Here is a 16,885-nt window from a genome sequence, read left to right on the forward strand (position 1 = left end):
AGGGGGCAGAACATTAAGTGTAAAAGCACTCGGATTTTTTTCGAGCGCTTTTACTTATCATTTATATTGCTGATTTGTATTTCTAACTTATGCTTCTTTTTATCAACCGAATCCGTTAGAAATAAGACAATTCTTTTTTTTTGTAAATTAGATATGTTCGATAAAGTTGCTCACAACTTTGTTAAATCGATCGCTTTCTTCAAGAAAAGGGCAGTGGCAGCTGTTCTCAAAAACTTCAAGTACAGAACCTGAAACCAGCTTTTGAATATGTCTTCCAGCTGCTACCGGAATGAGCTTTTCTTCTTTTCCAAAGCACAGTAAGGTAGGGATTGTAATAAACGGGAGAAAATCTCGATAGTCCACAATGGATTGATCAAACAAAATAGCACTGGCTATCGACTCAGGCATTTTCGTTACTTCTTTCATAATCCAATGTTTATCTTCTTCAGTTAATTCATCCTTAAACATAAGCGGAATAAAATTTTCTAATGTACTTGCTCGATCAAGTTGAATACCCTGCATAAGCGAAATAAGCGCAGGTAAATCAAATGCACCGATCGGGAAATCTGGCCATTTAAAGTCTGAAGCCATTTCATCTACAATAATATTCCCTTTTACATTTTCTTGACCAAATTGTTTCAAATATTCCCACACAACAAAAGCACCCATCGACCAGCCTACTAATATCACGTCTTTTAATTGTTGAGTGGTTATAAACTCATGCACATCACGAGCATAAGTGGAAATTGTATGGCCGTATGGAGTATGACTTGAATTTCCATGTCCTCTTAAATCCAAAAGAATAGTTTGATACTGTTTCGAAAAAAAAGAAAGCTGATTGTGAAAAAAACGACTGCTCATCCAAACTCCGTGAATGAAAATAATAGGTGTTCCTTCCCCTTGTTGTTCATAGTACAAAGTTGCACTGTCTTTTACTGTATAAAAAGGCATTATTTTCGCCCCCAATCTCAAAGATTTATATCTCATCATGTATGCGCGGGAAAATTCAGGTAGAACGTATCGCGTCAATAAAATTTTTATTGACGAACAAATCCTAGAAGTGGACGCTTTGATATGTTATACTATTACAGGCTTAAATACTGTATGTTTTTGAAACAATCATTCACTGTAATACTTTTTAGATAGAAGCATCCTCATAAAAAGGATGTTGTTTTTGTCGTAATGTACCTTTAAGTAATGAATTGTTACCATCAATTCGGTTCACAATAACCGACCTACATGCATTATATCTTGCAAATATAAACAGATAGGTGGAAGAAGCAACATGACTGAAAGAAAACCATATCAAGTACTACTATATTATTTGTACACTCCAATTGAAAATCCTGAAGAGTTCACAGCTGAGCACTTGGCATTTTGTAAAGAGCTTGAATTAAAAGGACGCATTTTAATTGCGGCTGAAGGGATCAATGGAACGGTATCAGGAACAGTTGAACAAACAGATAAATACATGGAAACGATGAAAAATGATCCTCGTTTTGAAGGTATTGTATTTAAAATAGACGAAGCAGATGAACATGCGTTCAAAAAAATGCACGTGCGTCACCGCAAAGAATTAGTAACTCTTCGATTAGAAGAAGATGTGAATCCTCTTCGCGTAACGGGTAATTACTTAAGCCCAAAAGAATTTTATCAAGCGATGCAAGATGAGAATACTGTCGTAATTGATGCACGAAACGATTATGAATACGATTTAGGTCATTTCCGAGGAGCTGTTCGTCCGGATATTCGAAACTTCCGTGAGCTTCCTGAATGGATTCGCGACAACAAAGATCAGTTTGAAGATAAAAAAATCTTAACTTACTGCACAGGCGGTATTCGCTGTGAAAAATTCTCTGGGTGGCTTGTTGAAGAAGGTTTCGAAGACGTAAGCCAGCTTCACGGAGGTATTGTAACATACGGAAAAGATCCTGAAGTACAAGGTGAACTATGGGACGGTCAGTGCTATGTATTTGATGAGCGCATCAGCGTACCAGTTAACCAAAAAGAGCATGTGATTGTCGGAAAAGACCACTTTACCGGCGATCCTTGTGAACGTTATGTTAACTGCGCAAACCCAGAATGCAATAAGAAAATCTTAGCTTCTGAAGAAAATGAACACAAATATTTACGCGCTTGTTCACATGAATGCCGAGTGAGTCCTCGTAACCGCTATGTAAAAGAACACGGGTTAACAGAAGAAGAGTTTGCAGCACGTGTTAAAGAGCTTGAAAAAGAACACGTAACTTTATAATAAAAAAAGCAGCACGCTATACAAAGCGTGCTGCTTTTTTTATGAAAAGATTCTCTTAGAACCTGGTGTTTAAAGAATGTCATACAACGGGTATTTATGAAAAAGGAAAGATATTCCTAACTTTTTCTATTTGTTTAAAAGAATGTTTTTTTGAGAAAGCGATTATAAAAAAATGATTGTACATAAAAATGAAAAAGGAGCTTGAAAATGGAAGCAAAAATTGAAAAAAAGTACGATGGCCGTTTGCTTGAAGGACCCCTATGGGATGAAGAAAATCAAAAATTAGTGTTAGTAGACATCTTAGATAAAAAGCTTCTTACGTACGATCCAAAAACGACAACCTTAGAAGATATTGCTCTTCCTTCAGTCGTTACAAGCGTTTCTAAAACCAATCATTCAAAATTGATTGTCTCTACCCGTAATCAGCTGCTTTTAGTTGATAAAAACAAAAAGAATCATGAAGAGTATATCCGTTTAGATACTCTTGAAAAAACCATGCGTTTTAATGACGGGAAATGTGATCCATATAATCGCTTTTGGATTGGAACGATGAGTGAAGAAGATGAAGAAGGAAAAGCCCAGCTGTACGTAGTAGATGAAAAAGGTGTCATTAAGAGCGCTAAAGAAGGATTAAGCGTGTCAAATGGGCTAGCTTGGAATCGAACAGGAGACAAATTCTTTCTGGTTGATTCACCGAAAAATAAAATTATGTCTTATTCATTTTCGAAAGAAACAACAAGGCTCGAAGATGAAAAAGTGGTGATTGACCTTTCGGATATGGACGGGTTTCCCGATGGAATGACAATTGATGAACATGATCGATTATGGGTAGCACTTTGGGGAGGTTCGAAAGTCATTTGTGTAGATCCAGATAAAGGAGAAATTATAGAATCTATTCATCTTCCTGTTTCCAATGTAACCTGCTGTACATTTGGAGGAGACGATTTACAAACCTTATTTATCACCACAGCTAAGGAAGAAGAAAAATACGAAGAAGCTGCCGGCTCTCTTTTTTCATGCCGAGTAGGAGTGAAAGGCGTCCCTGCTTATACTTACGTATATTAGATAAGCGCTTGTGAAAATGTAATGATTCCTAAGCCTAGTAACGAGAGATGTTACATGCAGCTTCTACAATTCCTTTACATTGTGTTCACTTCTTTACATTTTATTCTTTATGTGGAAGAGGAATAAAATATGGGGACAACGAATTTCCATAAAGAAGCCTTTTAAAGAATATGAACACTTCTATTGGGTAATAATGGGAAAAGGTACAAAAGGAGGAATTGTTTTGGAACAAACATTGTATGAAAAAGTGGGCGGACAAGAAGCGATTGAAAAAGTAGTTGATTATTTTTATTCTGAACTCGTATTAAAAGACGAAACGGTCAGTCACTTTTTCGAGCATACGGACATGGATAAACAGCGTCGGCATCAAGCTAAGTTTATAAGTTTTGCCTTAGGTGGCCCGAATCAATATTCAGGAAAGTCGATGGCCAAAGCACATGCAAATATGAATATTCAACCCGAACATTTTAATGCAATTGCTAAGCATCTTCACGATGCACTTGCTCACTTTAATGTTGAAGAGCCGGATATTGACCAAGCATTAAATAAAGTTGAATCCTTAAGAAATGATATTCAATATAAATAAATTATAAAAAAGAAGGTTACTGTGACCTTCTTTTTTTGTGCTCAAAGCTGTGATGTATGAAGGAAACATGGAAAAGACATCGTAATATGATAAAAATGCAATAGGTAAAAATATTTATCGAAAGTCTGGGAGTGGGAGTATGTCAGCAATTAATGGGAAGCAATACGTAGAGAGAATTAATCAATTAAAAGCAAATGTATGGATTGATGGCAAGCTCGTAACAGGCAATATATCAGAACATCCGGCTTTTAAAGGAGCCATTAACAGTCAAGCTAAGCTTTATGATCTTCAGCATGATAAAAAAATTAAAGATATCATGACATATCAATCTCCGTCTTCTAAAGAATTTGTTGGTACATCTTATTTACAGCCTAAAACAAAAGAAGAGTTAAAAAAAAGACGAGAGATGACCCAGCAATGGGCGCAATTAACCCATGGTATGATGGGAAGAAGTCCAGATTATATGAATACCGTATTAATGGCTTTTGCATCCTCTGCAGAACTCCTGAGAGGAACGGAAAACTGCTTTCCTGAAAACATCCTTTCTTATTATGAATATGTGAGAGAGCAAGATTTATCGCTCACTCATACATTCATCGATCCTCAAGTCAATCGAATCCAATTTTATTACGAGCAAAACGACGAACCGATAGCTGCAAAAATAGTTGATAAAAACAATGAGGGAATCGTTATCCAAGGCGCGAAACTGCTTGCTACACAGGGCGGAATGACAGATGAGCTGCTCGTACTGTCTTCAGCGGGCATTCAAGGAAAAGAAAAAGGGTTTGCTTTTTCAATTCCAAGTAATACAAAAGGAATTAAATTTATTTGTAGAGAATCATTTGCAGGAAAAGAGTCGACGTTTGATTATCCATTAAGTTCTAGATTCGAAGAAATGGATACAATTGTTGTCTTTGACCATGTATTAGTACCGTGGAATCGCGTGTTCTTCTATGAAAATGTAGACGTATCAAATACATTCCTTGCTTCTAGTTCTTTCTCAGCTTTTGCTCTGCATCAAGTAACTTCAAGGAGAATTGTCAAAACAGAATTTGTATTAGGAATTGTACAATCTCTGATTGAAACCATTAACATTACAGACTATCCGCATGTACGAGAAAAAGCAACAGAGCTTATTATTGCGTTAGAAACGATGAAAGCTCTCGTGATGAAAGCAGAAGAAGAAGCGGAGATTGATCCATGGGGATACATGCGTCCGAATGAAACTACACTTCGTATTGCCGCAAATATATTTTCAAAAACATATCCTACCTTTACAGAAATTATCCAGCTTTTAGGTGCAAGCGGACTAATGGCAATACCAACAGAAAATACGTGCCGCTCATTGGTTAAAGAAGATATTACGCGTTATTTGCAAGCTAAATCGAGAGGAGCAGAAGATCGAATTAAGCTTTTTCGACTAGCGTGGGATTTAACGATGAGTCCGTTTGGCACAAGAGAAACGCTGTATGAACGTTTTTTCTTTGGTGAGCCTGTACAGTTAACTAGTTATCTGTACTTATCTTACGATAAAGAGGGCTATGTACAGCGAGTAACCGATTTTTTGAAAAGTTAATGGAGAAAAATGATCTCCGCTGGGTATGATAGTTTCGTTACAAAAACAGCGGAGATGCTTATTGAATAAATTTGAAAAATCTGCAATAATTTTCAGAGAATCATTTCTGTGAAAATACTAAGGAATACTATAAAGATAGGATGTTACAATGAAGCAATTAATCTATTTTGGTTTAGAACAAGCAAAATCCTGTGTTTTTCCTGTTATTATTTTTCTTACATTGGCTCTGACAAAAATAATTGAAGTACCGTTTATTTCTAGATATGACCTTATTTTATTAGTCTGTCTAGGAACTCAAGTTTTAATGGTGATGTTTAAACGCGAAACGCTTGATGAAGTAAAAGTCATCGCAGTATTTCATTTAATTGGACTAGCGTTAGAACTCTACAAAGTTCATATGGGCTCATGGAGCTATCCGGAAAAAGCTTTCACTAAAGTCTGGGGAGTTCCGCTGTACAGCGGATTTATGTATGCTAGTGTAGCCAGCTACATGTGCCAAGTGTGGAGAAGGCTTGAATTAAAGCTTACGAATTGGCCTTCTACGTGGATTGTCAGTATACTAAGTATGGCTATTTACCTTAATTTTTTCACGCATCATTTTATTTACGACTTCCGCTGGTTTTTAAAACTTTTTACTTTACTTATTTTTTATCGAGCTTTTGTGTATTTTACGGTTAACAAACGTACATATCGCATGCCTTTAGTATTGTCTTTTGTACTGATAGGCTTTTTCATTTGGATCGCTGAAAATATCGCAACATTTTTCGGAGCATGGCAGTATCCAGATCAACAGCAGCAGTGGACAATGGTTCATATAAGTAAAATTAGCTCTTGGCTTCTTCTTGTGATTGTTAGTTTCTTGATTGTTGCTTTACTAAAGCATTTAAAAGAAAATCAGAGCCAATTTAAACAAAGGAAGAAATCAAAAGAAACAAACGAAATATATGAAAGATAGAAACATAACTATGTACACGCTGTTAATATAAGGTACAGAAGCTTTGGAGGCTTATATGCAGGAATATATTTTTTATTTTCCCTATTTTAAATCAGCGGGGAAGACCGTAGCAGTTACAAATGAAAATGGAGAAAATGTCGGACAGCTTAAGAGAATGCATAAAAATATGTGGACTAAAAGTATTGATTTTTTAACTCGTGATGGACTTCCAGTTTTAGATTCTATTTCTTGGTTTCCTATCTTTTCCTGCGGCTTAAAGGTACATTTACAAGTTCAATGGGAAGGAAGAACGGTGTTTATTGATCACATAAAAAAACACCGGTGGGTGATAAAAGAAAGTGGAAAAACAGTGGGGTATCTATTAGGGAAAGGAATAATCAAAAACGAAGGAGCACAAGAAATTAGATGGGGAAATAACGTCTACATGTTAAACAGTCATGAAGCCGTAGAGGAAGCGTGTATTTTTAATGGAAAAAGAGAAAAAGTCGCAGAATTTAAATCAGAGCTTTTTCATTTTAAAGAAGGCAAACACTCAATAAGAGTAACAGAAGAACTGCCCGTACTCATTTTTATCGCTTCTTACTATATAACTAATTTTATTATGCCATACATATAATCAGGCGCAGAATGATTCTGCGCCTGATTTTTATATCATAATTTTACAAATATCATTTGTGAATTCAACTGGATCACTAATAGATAAGCCTTCAATTAAAAGAGCTTGGTTATATAATAAATTTGTATAAAGGTCTAATTTCCCTTTATCATTTTCAAATGCATCTTTTAAAGAAGCGAATACATCATGATTTACGTTAATTTCTAACACTTTTTCTGCTTTTACATGCTGGTTATCAGGCATAGCACTTAAAATTTTCTCCATTTCAATCGTTACTTCACCATCAGCTGATAAGCAAACGGGGTGTGTTTTTAAACGTTTAGACGCGCGCACATCTCCTACTTTTCCCGCCAAAGCTTTTTTCATATAGTCAAATAGCTCTTTATTTTCTCTTTCCTCAGACTCATTGAGCTGTTCTTCTTCTGCTTCAATCCCTAAGTCACTGCTTGAAACAGATTTAAATTCTTTTTCTTCGTACGTCATTAACATTTTAATTGCAAATTCATCGATATCTTCTGTGAAATACAGAATTTCGTACCCTTTATCTGTAACCAATTCTGCTTGAGGAAGCTTTTCAATTCGGTCATACGATTCGCCTGATGCATAATAGATATACTTTTGATCCTCAGGCATGCGCGATACATACTCATCTAGTGTTACGAGCTTTTTCTCTGTAGAAGAATAGAATAAAAGCAGGTCTTTTAATACGTCTTTGTTGCTGCCAAAGTCACTGTAAACGCCGTACTTCAACTGGCGGCCAAATGATTCATAAAACTTCTCGTACTTTTCACGTTCGTTTTTAAGCAAACTTTTTAATTCATTTTTGATTTTCTTGCCGATGTTTTTGGCAATCAGCTGAAGCTGGCGATCTTGCTGTAAGATTTCACGCGAAATATTAAGAGATAAATCTTCAGAATCTACCATACCTTTCACGAAGCTAAAGTAGTCTGGAAGAAGATCTGCGCATTTATTCATAATTAATACGCCGTTTGAATACAGTTCAAGTCCTTTTTCAAATTCTTTTGAGTAGTAATCAAACGGACTATTTTCTGGAATAAATAAAATAGCATTGTAGCGAATCGTTCCATCCACATTAATGTGAAGGTGAGTGAGCGGTTTATCAAACCCGTAGCGCTTTTCTGAATAAAACTGCTCATAGTCTTCTGAAGTCAATTCATTTTTGTTTTTCTTCCAGATCGGTACCATACTGTTGATAACTTGCTCTTCTGTATAATCTTCTAGCTCGTTATCAGAACCTTCTTTAGGACGTTTTTCCGTTATGTCCATTTTAATCGGGTAGCGGATAAAGTCTGAATATTTTTTAATGATCTCTTTTAAACGATACTCTTCTAGATACTCATCATATGTTTCATCTTCTGTATTTTCTTTGATTTTTAAAATGATTTGAGTTCCAACCGTTTCTTTTTCGCAAGGTTCGATTGTATAACCATCAGCACCAGTAGATTCCCATTTATAGGCTTCATTGCTGCCTAACGCTTTACTAATCACCGTTACGACATCTGCCACCATAAACGCTGCGTAAAACCCAACGCCGAATTGGCCAATAATCGTGTGTCCGTCCTTTGTTTCATTTTCATTTTTAAACGCAAGGGAACCGCTTCGCGCAATTGTGCCCAAGCTGCTTTCAAGCTCTTCTTGCGTCATGCCAATCCCAGTATCCGTAATGGTTAAGGTACGGTTAGTTTTATGTGGTGTTACTTTTATGTAATAGCTTTCTTTGTTAAAACGCAAGGAGTCGTCTGTTAAGGCTTTGTAATAAATTTTATCGATTGCATCGCTTGAATTTGATAGAAGTTCTCTCAAAAATACTTCTTTTTGAGAATAGATGGAATTAATCATCATCTCTAATAATCGCTTTGATTCGGCTTTGAATTCTTTTTTTGACATAAGAAGTTCTCCTTTCCAAATAGGGCTTATAAAATAATTAGCACTTGAGTGGATAGAGTGCTAATCACTCTTTTTATTTAACATGTATTAGGATATTTGTCAATATATTAGGAGATTCACTAAAGAGATTAAAAATTAGACTGAAAAAAGCAAACTTTTAAAAAAAGGTTGAACGTTCTGAAAGAGTTTGCTAGAATATACTTAATTTCAAAGACTATATGTGACTGGCGAAACGCGGATAACCGTGAGGAAGCATATAGTGACGTAGCCGTTCGCCTGGGCAGAGGTAAGGGATTAATACATATCTCTTACCTCTTTCTGTTTAGGGGGAGAGGATATAGAAGTTATCAGACATGTAGGCTAAAAAACCAGACTTTTAAAAAAATTAAAAATGAAGTTCCTTTATCCAAAGGTAAAAACATGTAAAATTACGATGATAATCAGAGGAGAGTACAAAATGAGCACATTAACATTAGAAAAAGTACAAACAATCAAAACATTAAACAACATTGCACAAAAAGGTCTAAATGTTTTTAATCAAGAAGGTTATCAAATTGACAACGACAGCGAAAATCCAGATGCGATTGTCGTGCGTAGCTTTAACATGCACAGCATGGCATTTGACCAAAATTTAAAAGCCATTGCACGAGCTGGAGCAGGAGTTAATAATATACCGGTGGACGCTTGCACGGAGCAAGGTATCGTTGTATTTAATACGCCAGGAGCTAATGCAAACGCAGTAAAAGAAATGGTTTTAACTACAATTATGGCTTCTTCTCGTAACTTATTTGCTGGAGTTGAATGGACAAAAGGATTAGACGGCCAAGGTGATCAAATTCCTAAGTTAGTTGAAGCAGGTAAAAAACAGTTTGTTGGAAAAGAAATCAAAGGTAAAACATTAGGCGTTATTGGTTTAGGTGCAATTGGTGCTCTTGTAGCAAACGACGCGCTTGATTTAGATATGGACGTAATTGGTTTTGATCCATTCATTTCTGTTAATACAGCTTGGAATTTGTCTCGCAACGTACAGCGTGCAATGTCTCTAGAAGAACTATTTGCAGCATCTGACTATATTACGGTTCACGTTCCATTAACGGACGACACAAAAGGTGTTTTCAATAAAGAAACGTTTAGCATCATGAAACCTGATGTTCATATTTTGAACTTCTCACGCGGTGAGCTTGTAAACGAAGAAGATATGAAAGCTGCTCTTGAAAGTGGAAAAGTTGGACGATACATTACAGATTTCCCAAATCAAAATGTCTTGAACATGAAAAATGTTGTACCAATTCCTCATTTAGGGGCATCAACTCAAGAATCAGAAGAAAACTGTGCGGTAATGGCAGCACGTCAAGTGAAAAATTTCTTAGAAACTGGAAACGTTAAAAACTCAGTGAACTTCCCGAATGCATCTCTTCCTTACACTGGGAAAAAACGCGTAGCTGCTTTCCATCACAACGTTCCGAATATGGTAGGACAACTTACGCAAGTATTCTCAAACTACAATTTAAACATCGCAGATATGGTGAACAGAAGCCGCGGTGAATATGCGTATACAATGATCGATATTGACAATCAAGTAAGTGACGAGATTGTGCCTGAGCTAGAAGAAAAAATTGGTCAAATTGAAGGAATTATTACAAGTCGTATTATCTAATTCGGTTACCCTCATATTTTAGTGTTGCAGCCCTAACTTAGAAAAGTTAGGGCTGTTTTTACATAGTGTTTATCTTCATATCATTTCCTTCATTCCCATAGCATATAGAAATACCTTTAAAGAGGTGAGCGTTTTGTCAGGAGAACTGATAGGAATTTTGATAGGGTCACTCATCGCGCTGGCAGGAACATTCATTACGTCTGTCGTAGCCGTAGTGATGTCGAAAGAGCAATACAAGCAAGAGCTTCGGAAAGCATTTATCCAAAAGAAAGTTGATGCTTATACCCATGTGTGTCAAGTTATTCTAGCTATAAAAAACGATTTACTTACAAAAACTGTTTCTTCAGCCGGATTAAACTGGACGGCTCAATCTATTAACAAACTAGCAGATGTGTGTATTACGGAAGGACTATGGATCGATGAAGAAGACAGTAAAAAGCTGGAGGTTCTGCAGAAGCAGCTTTCAAAGTTTGTATTTGATGAAATAGAACTGTCTAGACATGATATCCTCACAACTTGTTACGAGATTATTGAATATTGCGAAAAAAAGGTAAGACTTCTTCATTTTATGACTACAAAAGAATAGGTGATTACTACTTTAAGAAGTGATAGTAGACGTATTAAAAAAGCATCGGAATATAAAGTCAAAAAACAATCCGTTTATACACCAGCAGTCAACGAGGGCATTAGTAAGGAAAAGATGAAGGGGAAATTTTATTTTATAAAAGCAAAAAAGATAGGCTCAGTACCGGGTCTATCTTTTTGCGTTTATATAAAGATTAAATATATTATGCACGTGTCCAAGCATTTATAGAAAAACCTCATAAAATATAGTATAGAAAGGAGATGATTGTATGTCGAATTACGAGTCGAGCAAACCTTATATTAAAGCTGTTAATATACCTAATCCTTTATATCAATCTTTAAAAGGAGACTATTTTGTTGGACAAACTGAGCCTATTCGTTTTGGTGGAAATAGAAATGCTTGGGGCGGGTTAGTTAACCCTTCTGGCTCCGGAGTAGATTTATTTGTGAATGCTTTTACTATTACTAACTATTCCAACGAATCTTTTACTGCTGAAATTTGGTTTAACTCTATCCCGCCTGGAAAAGGAACAACTTCAGACAATGTGAGTCCAGCAAATACTACAATACGTTCAAAGCCAAAAGGGAAAATTAAATTTGCAGAAATGGTAAAAGGCTTTCCTACTAAAGGGGTAAACGTATTTAACCGTGTTGTTCCGCCGAAAAGTACATTAGTAAGTGATGAAGACGGCAAATTTATCTTTCCAAACAACGGTTCATACGTTATTTTCTTAGTTTCTCCGGGAAACAAAGAAATTGAAGCTGAAATTGCATATGGATGGTTCGAGAAAAAACGTAAGAAGGACTGTTAACTGAATAGGCCTTAACGATTGTATAAGCAGTGTATGAGCTATTTAATATTTCATACAGTTCTTAACAAACAGTAAGTGTTTATGAAAAGAACTTTGCAGCAACATACAAAGTTCTTTTTTTATAGCATGCGTTTTTTCGTTTAATTGTGGATATAACTAAAGAAAAACAAAGCAAGCAAAAGGATAATTCCAACTACACAAGCCATTTGAATGGTATTTAAGGATGTTGATAACTAAGGGATTAAAGCGATAATACATAAAATTAAGCTACCTAGTACAATAGCAAAACGAATGCCACATACAGCTGATATACTAATCACTTCTTTGTAGAATTAAGTAACTTTTTTGTCCAGGGTATAAGCTTGCTTAACATCTCACGTTAATGACTACATTCACATTATCTTAAGTTTCAATTCATACTGGCTTCATATAAATTAATCATACTGAATGTATTAATAAAAAGTATGAGGCGGAACAATGTTAAACAAGCTTTTTAAACCATTTACAACAGAAACCGAGATATCTAAAGATAAAGAAGTAGATCTCCACGAAGAGAACGATTTTAACGAAGTTTGTGATGATTATTTCATTATAGATGAGTATTAGAAACCCTATAAAACGCTGCAAAATTTAAAGAATTGATTGAGTATATCTGTATAACCAGTAATTGTACAAGGGTCGTAAAGGTATACTTTTACGGCCGATTAATATTGATGAATTGCTTTTTACATGAAACAATGCGAAAAAAATGGGCATCCTAGAAGCAAAAGGAGGGGATAGAATGAGCAAAGAACCAAACGATGAAACAAGTGAAGGGCTGAATCAGCTTTTTGAAATCATCAATGCAAAAGGCGACGAGGGCGAACTTAGAGAAATTGTCAGCAGGAGCAGTGAAAAAAATAATCATAAAAATCATGAGGATCAATCGTAAAAAGAAAATAAAAAAACTCTTCATGGAAATCATGAAGAGGTCAGATGAAATAGTATTGCAACCATTCCATCCTGCAGAGTTTTAAAGTGTTTTAAACTCTTGATACGACTGGTTTTATGGAACTGATGGGATTCGAACCCACGACCCCTTGTCTGCCAGACAAGTATTCTCCCACTGAACTACAGTCCCGATTATGTAGAGCCTTTATTGCGTGTTGACTCTACTATATTTTAATACGTATGGCGCGCGTTCGCAATAGTTATTTTCAGTGTTTTCTAATTTCTTTATATGAATATTAACTTCTAAAAAAATCATTTACTTCTTGTTTGTACGTATAAAAAAAACTTGGAATTTGGTTTGGTTCCAATCCTTTTGCAGCGTATTTGCTGATGGATTCGTAGTACCATTTCTGCTTTTCGAATCCTCTTTTAAAGCTATTCCAAATCGTATCTCCTTGCTGATCGTAGCTTTCTTTTAAAGACCGTAAATTGTCTAATTTATCTGCTACAATTAAAGATTTCACTTCAAGAGAACCAGTTTTCACGATTTGAATTGTATGCTGTTTACGTTCTTCCCAGCTTTTTGATTTGTCTTCTGTATGAGCTTCAACAATACCCGCTACTTCTAAACCAAATCTTTGTATAATTTCTTCGAGTGTTACACTTGTATCTTCTACAGCATCATGCAGATAAGCTGCTGCAATTACTTCTTCACTAAAACCTGCTTTTTCTAAAATATTACCTACGTTAATAGGATGAACAATATAAGGTATATCGGACAGCTTGCGCATTTGGCCGCTATGAGCGTGTTCTGCATATCTACGTGCTTCTTTTATTAAAGACATCATATTCCTCCACTTTTTATTCAGTATATCTTCATATTATTAGTATAAACGAATATAGCTTTCCTCACTTTATAAAATTGCACAAATTCATTTCTTCTAATAAGGAAAGGCTACCAAAATCCCTTCTTACTGTAGTTTTTTATAAAGCCTAATATCTATTTAATAGGCCTGTATCAGTTGCCATTTCCTTTTTTGTTCATAGTTTGTATGAAGGAGTGATAGCAATGCAAAACCGTAATAATCAAAATATTAAGGTCATTGATGTTTCTCATCACAACGGAACAATTGATTGGGCAAAAGTGGCGTCGGATGGTGTAAAAGGCGCATATATTAAATTAACAGAAGGTACAACCTTCTTAGATAAAAAATCGTATGATAATTATACAGGAGCAAAAAATGCAGGTCTACGTGTAGGCTTTTATCACTTTGCTCATGCTGATAATGATCCCATTGCAGAAGTTAATTTCTTTTTAAATAAATTAGGCAGCATGAAGATTGATTTGCCTCATTGCTTAGATTTGGAAGAAAATAAAGGGAAAACAAAAGCCCAGGTCACAGCCTTTGCAGTTAGATGGATGGAGTATATTGAAAGGAAAACAAGCATTACGCCTATTCTTTACACGGGGTATAGTTTTATTAAATCCAATTTTACAAGCGCTGTAGCAAGATATCCGCTATGGATAGCTCGTTACAGTGGAAGTAACCGTTCTAAGGGATTTGCTAACCCAGGTGATACGACGATTTGGGATAGATGGTCTATGTTTCAATATACAGATCAAGGAAAAGTAAACGGGATTAAAGGCAATGTTGATATCAATGAAATGGATCTGGATTTCTTTAATAGTATTAATACAGGCGTGACGGTGGTGGAAAATAATAAGCCATCAGCACAATTACAGCAAGGTGATAGCGGACTAGCTGTAAAAGAACTGCAGCAAAACTTAATTAAATTAGGATTTGAACTTTCCCAGCAAGGGACCGATGGTCAATATGGCAGTGAAACTGTTGCGGCTGTTAAAGCTCTTCAAGAAAAGTATGGATTAACGTCAACTGGAAAAGCTGATGAGAAAACATTAGCTAAAATGATGGAATTACTCAAGGGTGTAAGCAATCCTGTCGAAGAATCATTACCAAAGGTTACTTCACTCGGAGAAAAGTATTCTTTTCAAGTAAAAGCGAAGAAGGATATTGGAGTCTACAAATATGCGAATATAACAGAGAATTTTAGAGCGATAAAAAAAGGCACGGTATTTAGTGTATATGGCTATACGAATGCAGCATGGGCTGTTCCAGGCGGATTTGTGCAAATGAAAGACGTAGAACCTATCCCAATTACAATTAAAACAGGCGGATTAAGTAAAGACATGGAAACAGAGTTTCGTGCTTTCTTAAAAAATGAAGGAATCGACAGTGAATTACACGTACATGCAATAGGTAATCCATCCGCTGAACTTACCGCAGCTGGGCTGGATTTTGTAAAAGTTAAACAGTTTTTAGATAAAAATGGCTGGTACTACAAGCAATAAACTCCCGCTCCGAAGAGCAGGGGTTTATTTGGGTATTTTGTAAAAAAAGAATAGCAGAGATGAATTAAGTAATTAAAATATGTTCTAAATAACAAAGTAGGTGATAACAAAAAAGTTTCTATGTATAGTTCACCTCTAACAGTCATATTTTTAGTCAACGGCTCATGGAGGGTGAATAAATATGAAAAATACGCAGATTCGAATTGAAACACTATCCTATCACTATGAAAGTATTATGGTAAATGATGAAGTAGAGCGTGCGATAAAAAGTATCGAAGTGACGTATCGAGCATATAAACATAACCACATTTTAAACGGACATGTAGTACTTTCAGGAGAAGAGATTTACGATCTTCAGCAGCTGACTCACGCAGTGGCTGGGAAAATAAAAGCGGAATTAGAAACTACATAAAAAAGTGCCTTTCTTTAAATCTTAAACCAAGATTAAAGAAAGGCGCTTTTTTATTAATTGTTAATTAAACTGCAAAAAGAAGAAATTAAAGTATGTTCTAAATAAAATATATAAATAAAAAACATAGCCTCTAAGACAATTCCTTAAAGCATACACATTATCTTTGCATTGTGAACTTTGTCTCTTTTACCACTACTTTTCTTTTACTATGTGTAAGCAACACGCCGCATAACGTAATGATGCTTCCCACAATGGAAGCTGCACTCGGGATATCTTTTAAAAGCAGCCACGCTAAGAAAAAGGACAGCGCAGGAGTTAAGTAAAGAGAAATGGCAGCCTCAGCAGAACCTATACGCGATGTCAGATAAGCGAGTACCATATAGGGAATAACGGTTGGAAATAATCCTAAATATGTCACGCTTATCGCTGATCTGACAGAGATATGTGCAAGTTCTGTTTCTAACCCAGGTAAAAAAACAAGCATAGAAATTGTAGCCCCCCAAATACTGTACGTCACAAAAGAAAGAAAACCATACTTTTTTAATAAATTTTTTTGACATACTATATAGATGCTTTCTGCAAGGGCAGCTAGCAGAATCAGTAAGATTCCATTAATTGAGTGTACAAAGTTCTCTTTGCTGAAGGTTAAAAGTGCAATACCTGCAAAGCTTACTGCAGACCCAATCCATTTTCTTTTTCCAAACTCCTCCTGAAAAAGAAAAATAGCTAAAAGCGAAGAAAAAATAGGAGTAGTCGAGACCAGTAAACTCGCAATACCCGCACTCACCGTTTTTTCTCCAATGTTTAATGCCGTGTGATATACGGTAAAACCTAAAAAACCGAGCGCTAAAAGAAGTGGAATATCTTTTATATCAGGCAAGCGCATGCGTGTAGCTATTGCAATAACTAACAGTACTAAAGAAGCAATACTTAACCGAACAAAAGCAAGGTGCTGAGGAGAAAACGATTCCAGCCCTATTTGAATAACTGGAAATGCTGAAGCCCATAAGCTAATCATCAGTATATGTAAGAACACCAGACTAAACGTTAATTTCATGCCTATTCATCTCCATTTTTCATTTTGAATCCAACCAGTATCTATTGTGGTTCCCATGTTAATAAACATTTGATAAAATGTCTTCAACCAGTTTAAAAGCA

16 protein-coding genes, 1 tRNA gene and 1 riboswitch are annotated in these 16,885 nt (G+C 35.7%); of the genes, 12 read left to right on the forward strand and 5 right to left on the reverse strand.

The window, feature by feature from the left end; translation table 11 throughout:
- Positions 1-147 precede the first annotated feature (147 nt).
- Positions 148-951, reverse strand: coding sequence for an alpha/beta fold hydrolase (locus tag LJC66_RS12175; RefSeq protein WP_195693852.1), 804 nt, complete (start codon positions 949-951; stop codon positions 148-150).
- A 334-nt stretch (positions 952-1,285) separates the two neighbouring features.
- Between LJC66_RS12175 and trhO the strand changes: the two genes are divergently transcribed.
- From trhO to LJC66_RS12205, 6 genes are all read left to right on the forward strand, one after another.
- On the forward strand, positions 1,286-2,254 hold the full coding sequence (trhO, locus tag LJC66_RS12180; protein WP_121945121.1) for an oxygen-dependent tRNA uridine(34) hydroxylase TrhO: 969 nt from the start codon (positions 1,286-1,288) through the stop codon (positions 2,252-2,254).
- A 207-nt stretch (positions 2,255-2,461) separates the two neighbouring features.
- Positions 2,462-3,319 (forward strand): SMP-30/gluconolactonase/LRE family protein, encoded by an 858-nt coding sequence (locus LJC66_RS12185; protein ID WP_025751869.1) that lies wholly within the window; start codon positions 2,462-2,464, stop codon positions 3,317-3,319.
- 223 nt (positions 3,320-3,542) lie between these two features.
- Positions 3,543-3,905, forward strand: a complete 363-nt coding sequence (locus LJC66_RS12190; RefSeq protein ID WP_013083221.1) for a group I truncated hemoglobin — start codon at positions 3,543-3,545, stop codon at positions 3,903-3,905.
- 139 nt (positions 3,906-4,044) lie between these two features.
- Positions 4,045-5,481 (forward strand): 4-hydroxyphenylacetate 3-monooxygenase, oxygenase component, encoded by a 1,437-nt coding sequence (hpaB, locus tag LJC66_RS12195; RefSeq protein ID WP_195693850.1) that lies wholly within the window; start codon positions 4,045-4,047, stop codon positions 5,479-5,481.
- 148 nt (positions 5,482-5,629) lie between these two features.
- Positions 5,630-6,436, forward strand: a complete 807-nt coding sequence (locus LJC66_RS12200) for a DUF817 domain-containing protein (protein ID WP_230932641.1) — start codon at positions 5,630-5,632, stop codon at positions 6,434-6,436.
- Positions 6,437-6,491: 55 nt separating this feature from the next.
- Positions 6,492-7,052, forward strand: a complete 561-nt coding sequence (locus tag LJC66_RS12205; RefSeq protein WP_230932642.1) for a tubby C-terminal domain-like protein — start codon at positions 6,492-6,494, stop codon at positions 7,050-7,052.
- 30 nt (positions 7,053-7,082) lie between these two features.
- Here the strand turns inward: LJC66_RS12205 and htpG are convergent, their stop codons facing one another.
- Positions 7,083-8,960, reverse strand: coding sequence for a molecular chaperone HtpG (gene htpG, locus LJC66_RS12210; protein ID WP_195693844.1), 1,878 nt, complete (start codon positions 8,958-8,960; stop codon positions 7,083-7,085).
- A 210-nt stretch (positions 8,961-9,170) separates the two neighbouring features.
- A riboswitch (ZMP/ZTP riboswitch) is annotated at positions 9,171-9,249 on the forward strand.
- A gap of 168 nt (positions 9,250-9,417) precedes the next feature.
- Here htpG and LJC66_RS12215 point away from each other — a divergent pair.
- The 4 genes from LJC66_RS12215 to LJC66_RS12230 all read left to right on the forward strand — a co-directional run bounded on the left by LJC66_RS12215 (position 9,418) and on the right by LJC66_RS12230 (position 12,945).
- Positions 9,418-10,617 carry a phosphoglycerate dehydrogenase gene (locus LJC66_RS12215; RefSeq protein WP_013057119.1) on the forward strand — a complete coding sequence of 400 codons (1,200 nt, stop codon included), beginning with the start codon at positions 9,418-9,420 and terminating at the stop codon, positions 10,615-10,617.
- A 124-nt stretch (positions 10,618-10,741) separates the two neighbouring features.
- Positions 10,742-11,203, forward strand: a complete 462-nt coding sequence (locus LJC66_RS12220; RefSeq protein ID WP_230932643.1) for a hypothetical protein — start codon at positions 10,742-10,744, stop codon at positions 11,201-11,203.
- A 268-nt stretch (positions 11,204-11,471) separates the two neighbouring features.
- Positions 11,472-12,014: a DUF6143 family protein gene (locus LJC66_RS12225; RefSeq protein WP_195693840.1), complete on the forward strand. Its 543-nt coding sequence runs from the start codon at positions 11,472-11,474 to the stop codon at positions 12,012-12,014.
- Between the two features lie 781 nt (positions 12,015-12,795).
- Positions 12,796-12,945, forward strand: a complete 150-nt coding sequence (locus LJC66_RS12230; protein ID WP_016764191.1) for a hypothetical protein — start codon at positions 12,796-12,798, stop codon at positions 12,943-12,945.
- 117 nt (positions 12,946-13,062) lie between these two features.
- Here LJC66_RS12230 and LJC66_RS12235 read toward each other — a convergent pair.
- Positions 13,063-13,134: transfer RNA gene (locus tag LJC66_RS12235), tRNA-Ala, on the reverse strand.
- Between the two features lie 106 nt (positions 13,135-13,240).
- Positions 13,241-13,789, reverse strand: coding sequence for an HD domain-containing protein (locus tag LJC66_RS12240; RefSeq protein WP_195693838.1), 549 nt, complete (start codon positions 13,787-13,789; stop codon positions 13,241-13,243).
- A 224-nt stretch (positions 13,790-14,013) separates the two neighbouring features.
- On the opposite strand from LJC66_RS12240, the gene LJC66_RS12245 reads away from it, so the two are divergent.
- Both LJC66_RS12245 and LJC66_RS12250 read left to right on the forward strand, forming a co-directional pair.
- Positions 14,014-15,315: a GH25 family lysozyme gene (locus LJC66_RS12245; RefSeq protein WP_230932644.1), complete on the forward strand. Its 1,302-nt coding sequence runs from the start codon at positions 14,014-14,016 to the stop codon at positions 15,313-15,315.
- Between the two features lie 181 nt (positions 15,316-15,496).
- Positions 15,497-15,727 (forward strand): hypothetical protein, encoded by a 231-nt coding sequence (locus LJC66_RS12250; RefSeq protein ID WP_230932645.1) that lies wholly within the window; start codon positions 15,497-15,499, stop codon positions 15,725-15,727.
- Between the two features lie 157 nt (positions 15,728-15,884).
- On the opposite strand, the gene LJC66_RS12255 is transcribed toward LJC66_RS12250, so the two are convergent.
- Positions 15,885-16,784, reverse strand: a complete 900-nt coding sequence (locus tag LJC66_RS12255) for a DMT family transporter (protein WP_028408470.1) — start codon at positions 16,782-16,784, stop codon at positions 15,885-15,887.
- Positions 16,785-16,885 lie beyond the last annotated feature (101 nt).

The sequence above is a fragment of the Priestia sp. TSO9 genome (assembly GCF_021029645.1).
In the GTDB taxonomy this organism is placed as follows: domain Bacteria; phylum Bacillota; class Bacilli; order Bacillales; family Bacillaceae_H; genus Priestia; species Priestia megaterium_E.

Excerpts from the sequence above, each read along its gene's own strand:
- LJC66_RS12175 (WP_195693852.1), bottom strand. The coding sequence starts at position 951 with ATGCCTTTTTATACAGTAAAAGACAGTGCAACTTTGTACTATGAACAA.
- trhO (WP_121945121.1), top strand. The coding sequence starts at position 1,286 with ATGACTGAAAGAAAACCATATCAAGTACTACTATATTATTTGTACACT.
- LJC66_RS12185 (WP_025751869.1), top strand. The coding sequence starts at position 2,462 with ATGGAAGCAAAAATTGAAAAAAAGTACGATGGCCGTTTGCTTGAAGGA.
- hpaB (WP_195693850.1), top strand. The coding sequence starts at position 4,045 with ATGTCAGCAATTAATGGGAAGCAATACGTAGAGAGAATTAATCAATTA.
- LJC66_RS12200 (WP_230932641.1), top strand. The coding sequence starts at position 5,630 with ATGAAGCAATTAATCTATTTTGGTTTAGAACAAGCAAAATCCTGTGTT.
- LJC66_RS12205 (WP_230932642.1), top strand. The coding sequence starts at position 6,492 with ATGCAGGAATATATTTTTTATTTTCCCTATTTTAAATCAGCGGGGAAG.
- htpG (WP_195693844.1), bottom strand. The coding sequence starts at position 8,960 with ATGTCAAAAAAAGAATTCAAAGCCGAATCAAAGCGATTATTAGAGATG.
- LJC66_RS12215 (WP_013057119.1), top strand. The coding sequence starts at position 9,418 with ATGAGCACATTAACATTAGAAAAAGTACAAACAATCAAAACATTAAAC.
- LJC66_RS12225 (WP_195693840.1), top strand. The coding sequence starts at position 11,472 with ATGTCGAATTACGAGTCGAGCAAACCTTATATTAAAGCTGTTAATATA.
- LJC66_RS12230 (WP_016764191.1), top strand. The coding sequence starts at position 12,796 with ATGAGCAAAGAACCAAACGATGAAACAAGTGAAGGGCTGAATCAGCTT.
- LJC66_RS12240 (WP_195693838.1), bottom strand. The coding sequence starts at position 13,789 with ATGTCTTTAATAAAAGAAGCACGTAGATATGCAGAACACGCTCATAGC.
- LJC66_RS12245 (WP_230932644.1), top strand. The coding sequence starts at position 14,014 with ATGCAAAACCGTAATAATCAAAATATTAAGGTCATTGATGTTTCTCAT.
- LJC66_RS12250 (WP_230932645.1), top strand. The coding sequence starts at position 15,497 with ATGAAAAATACGCAGATTCGAATTGAAACACTATCCTATCACTATGAA.
- LJC66_RS12255 (WP_028408470.1), bottom strand. The coding sequence starts at position 16,784 with ATGAAATTAACGTTTAGTCTGGTGTTCTTACATATACTGATGATTAGC.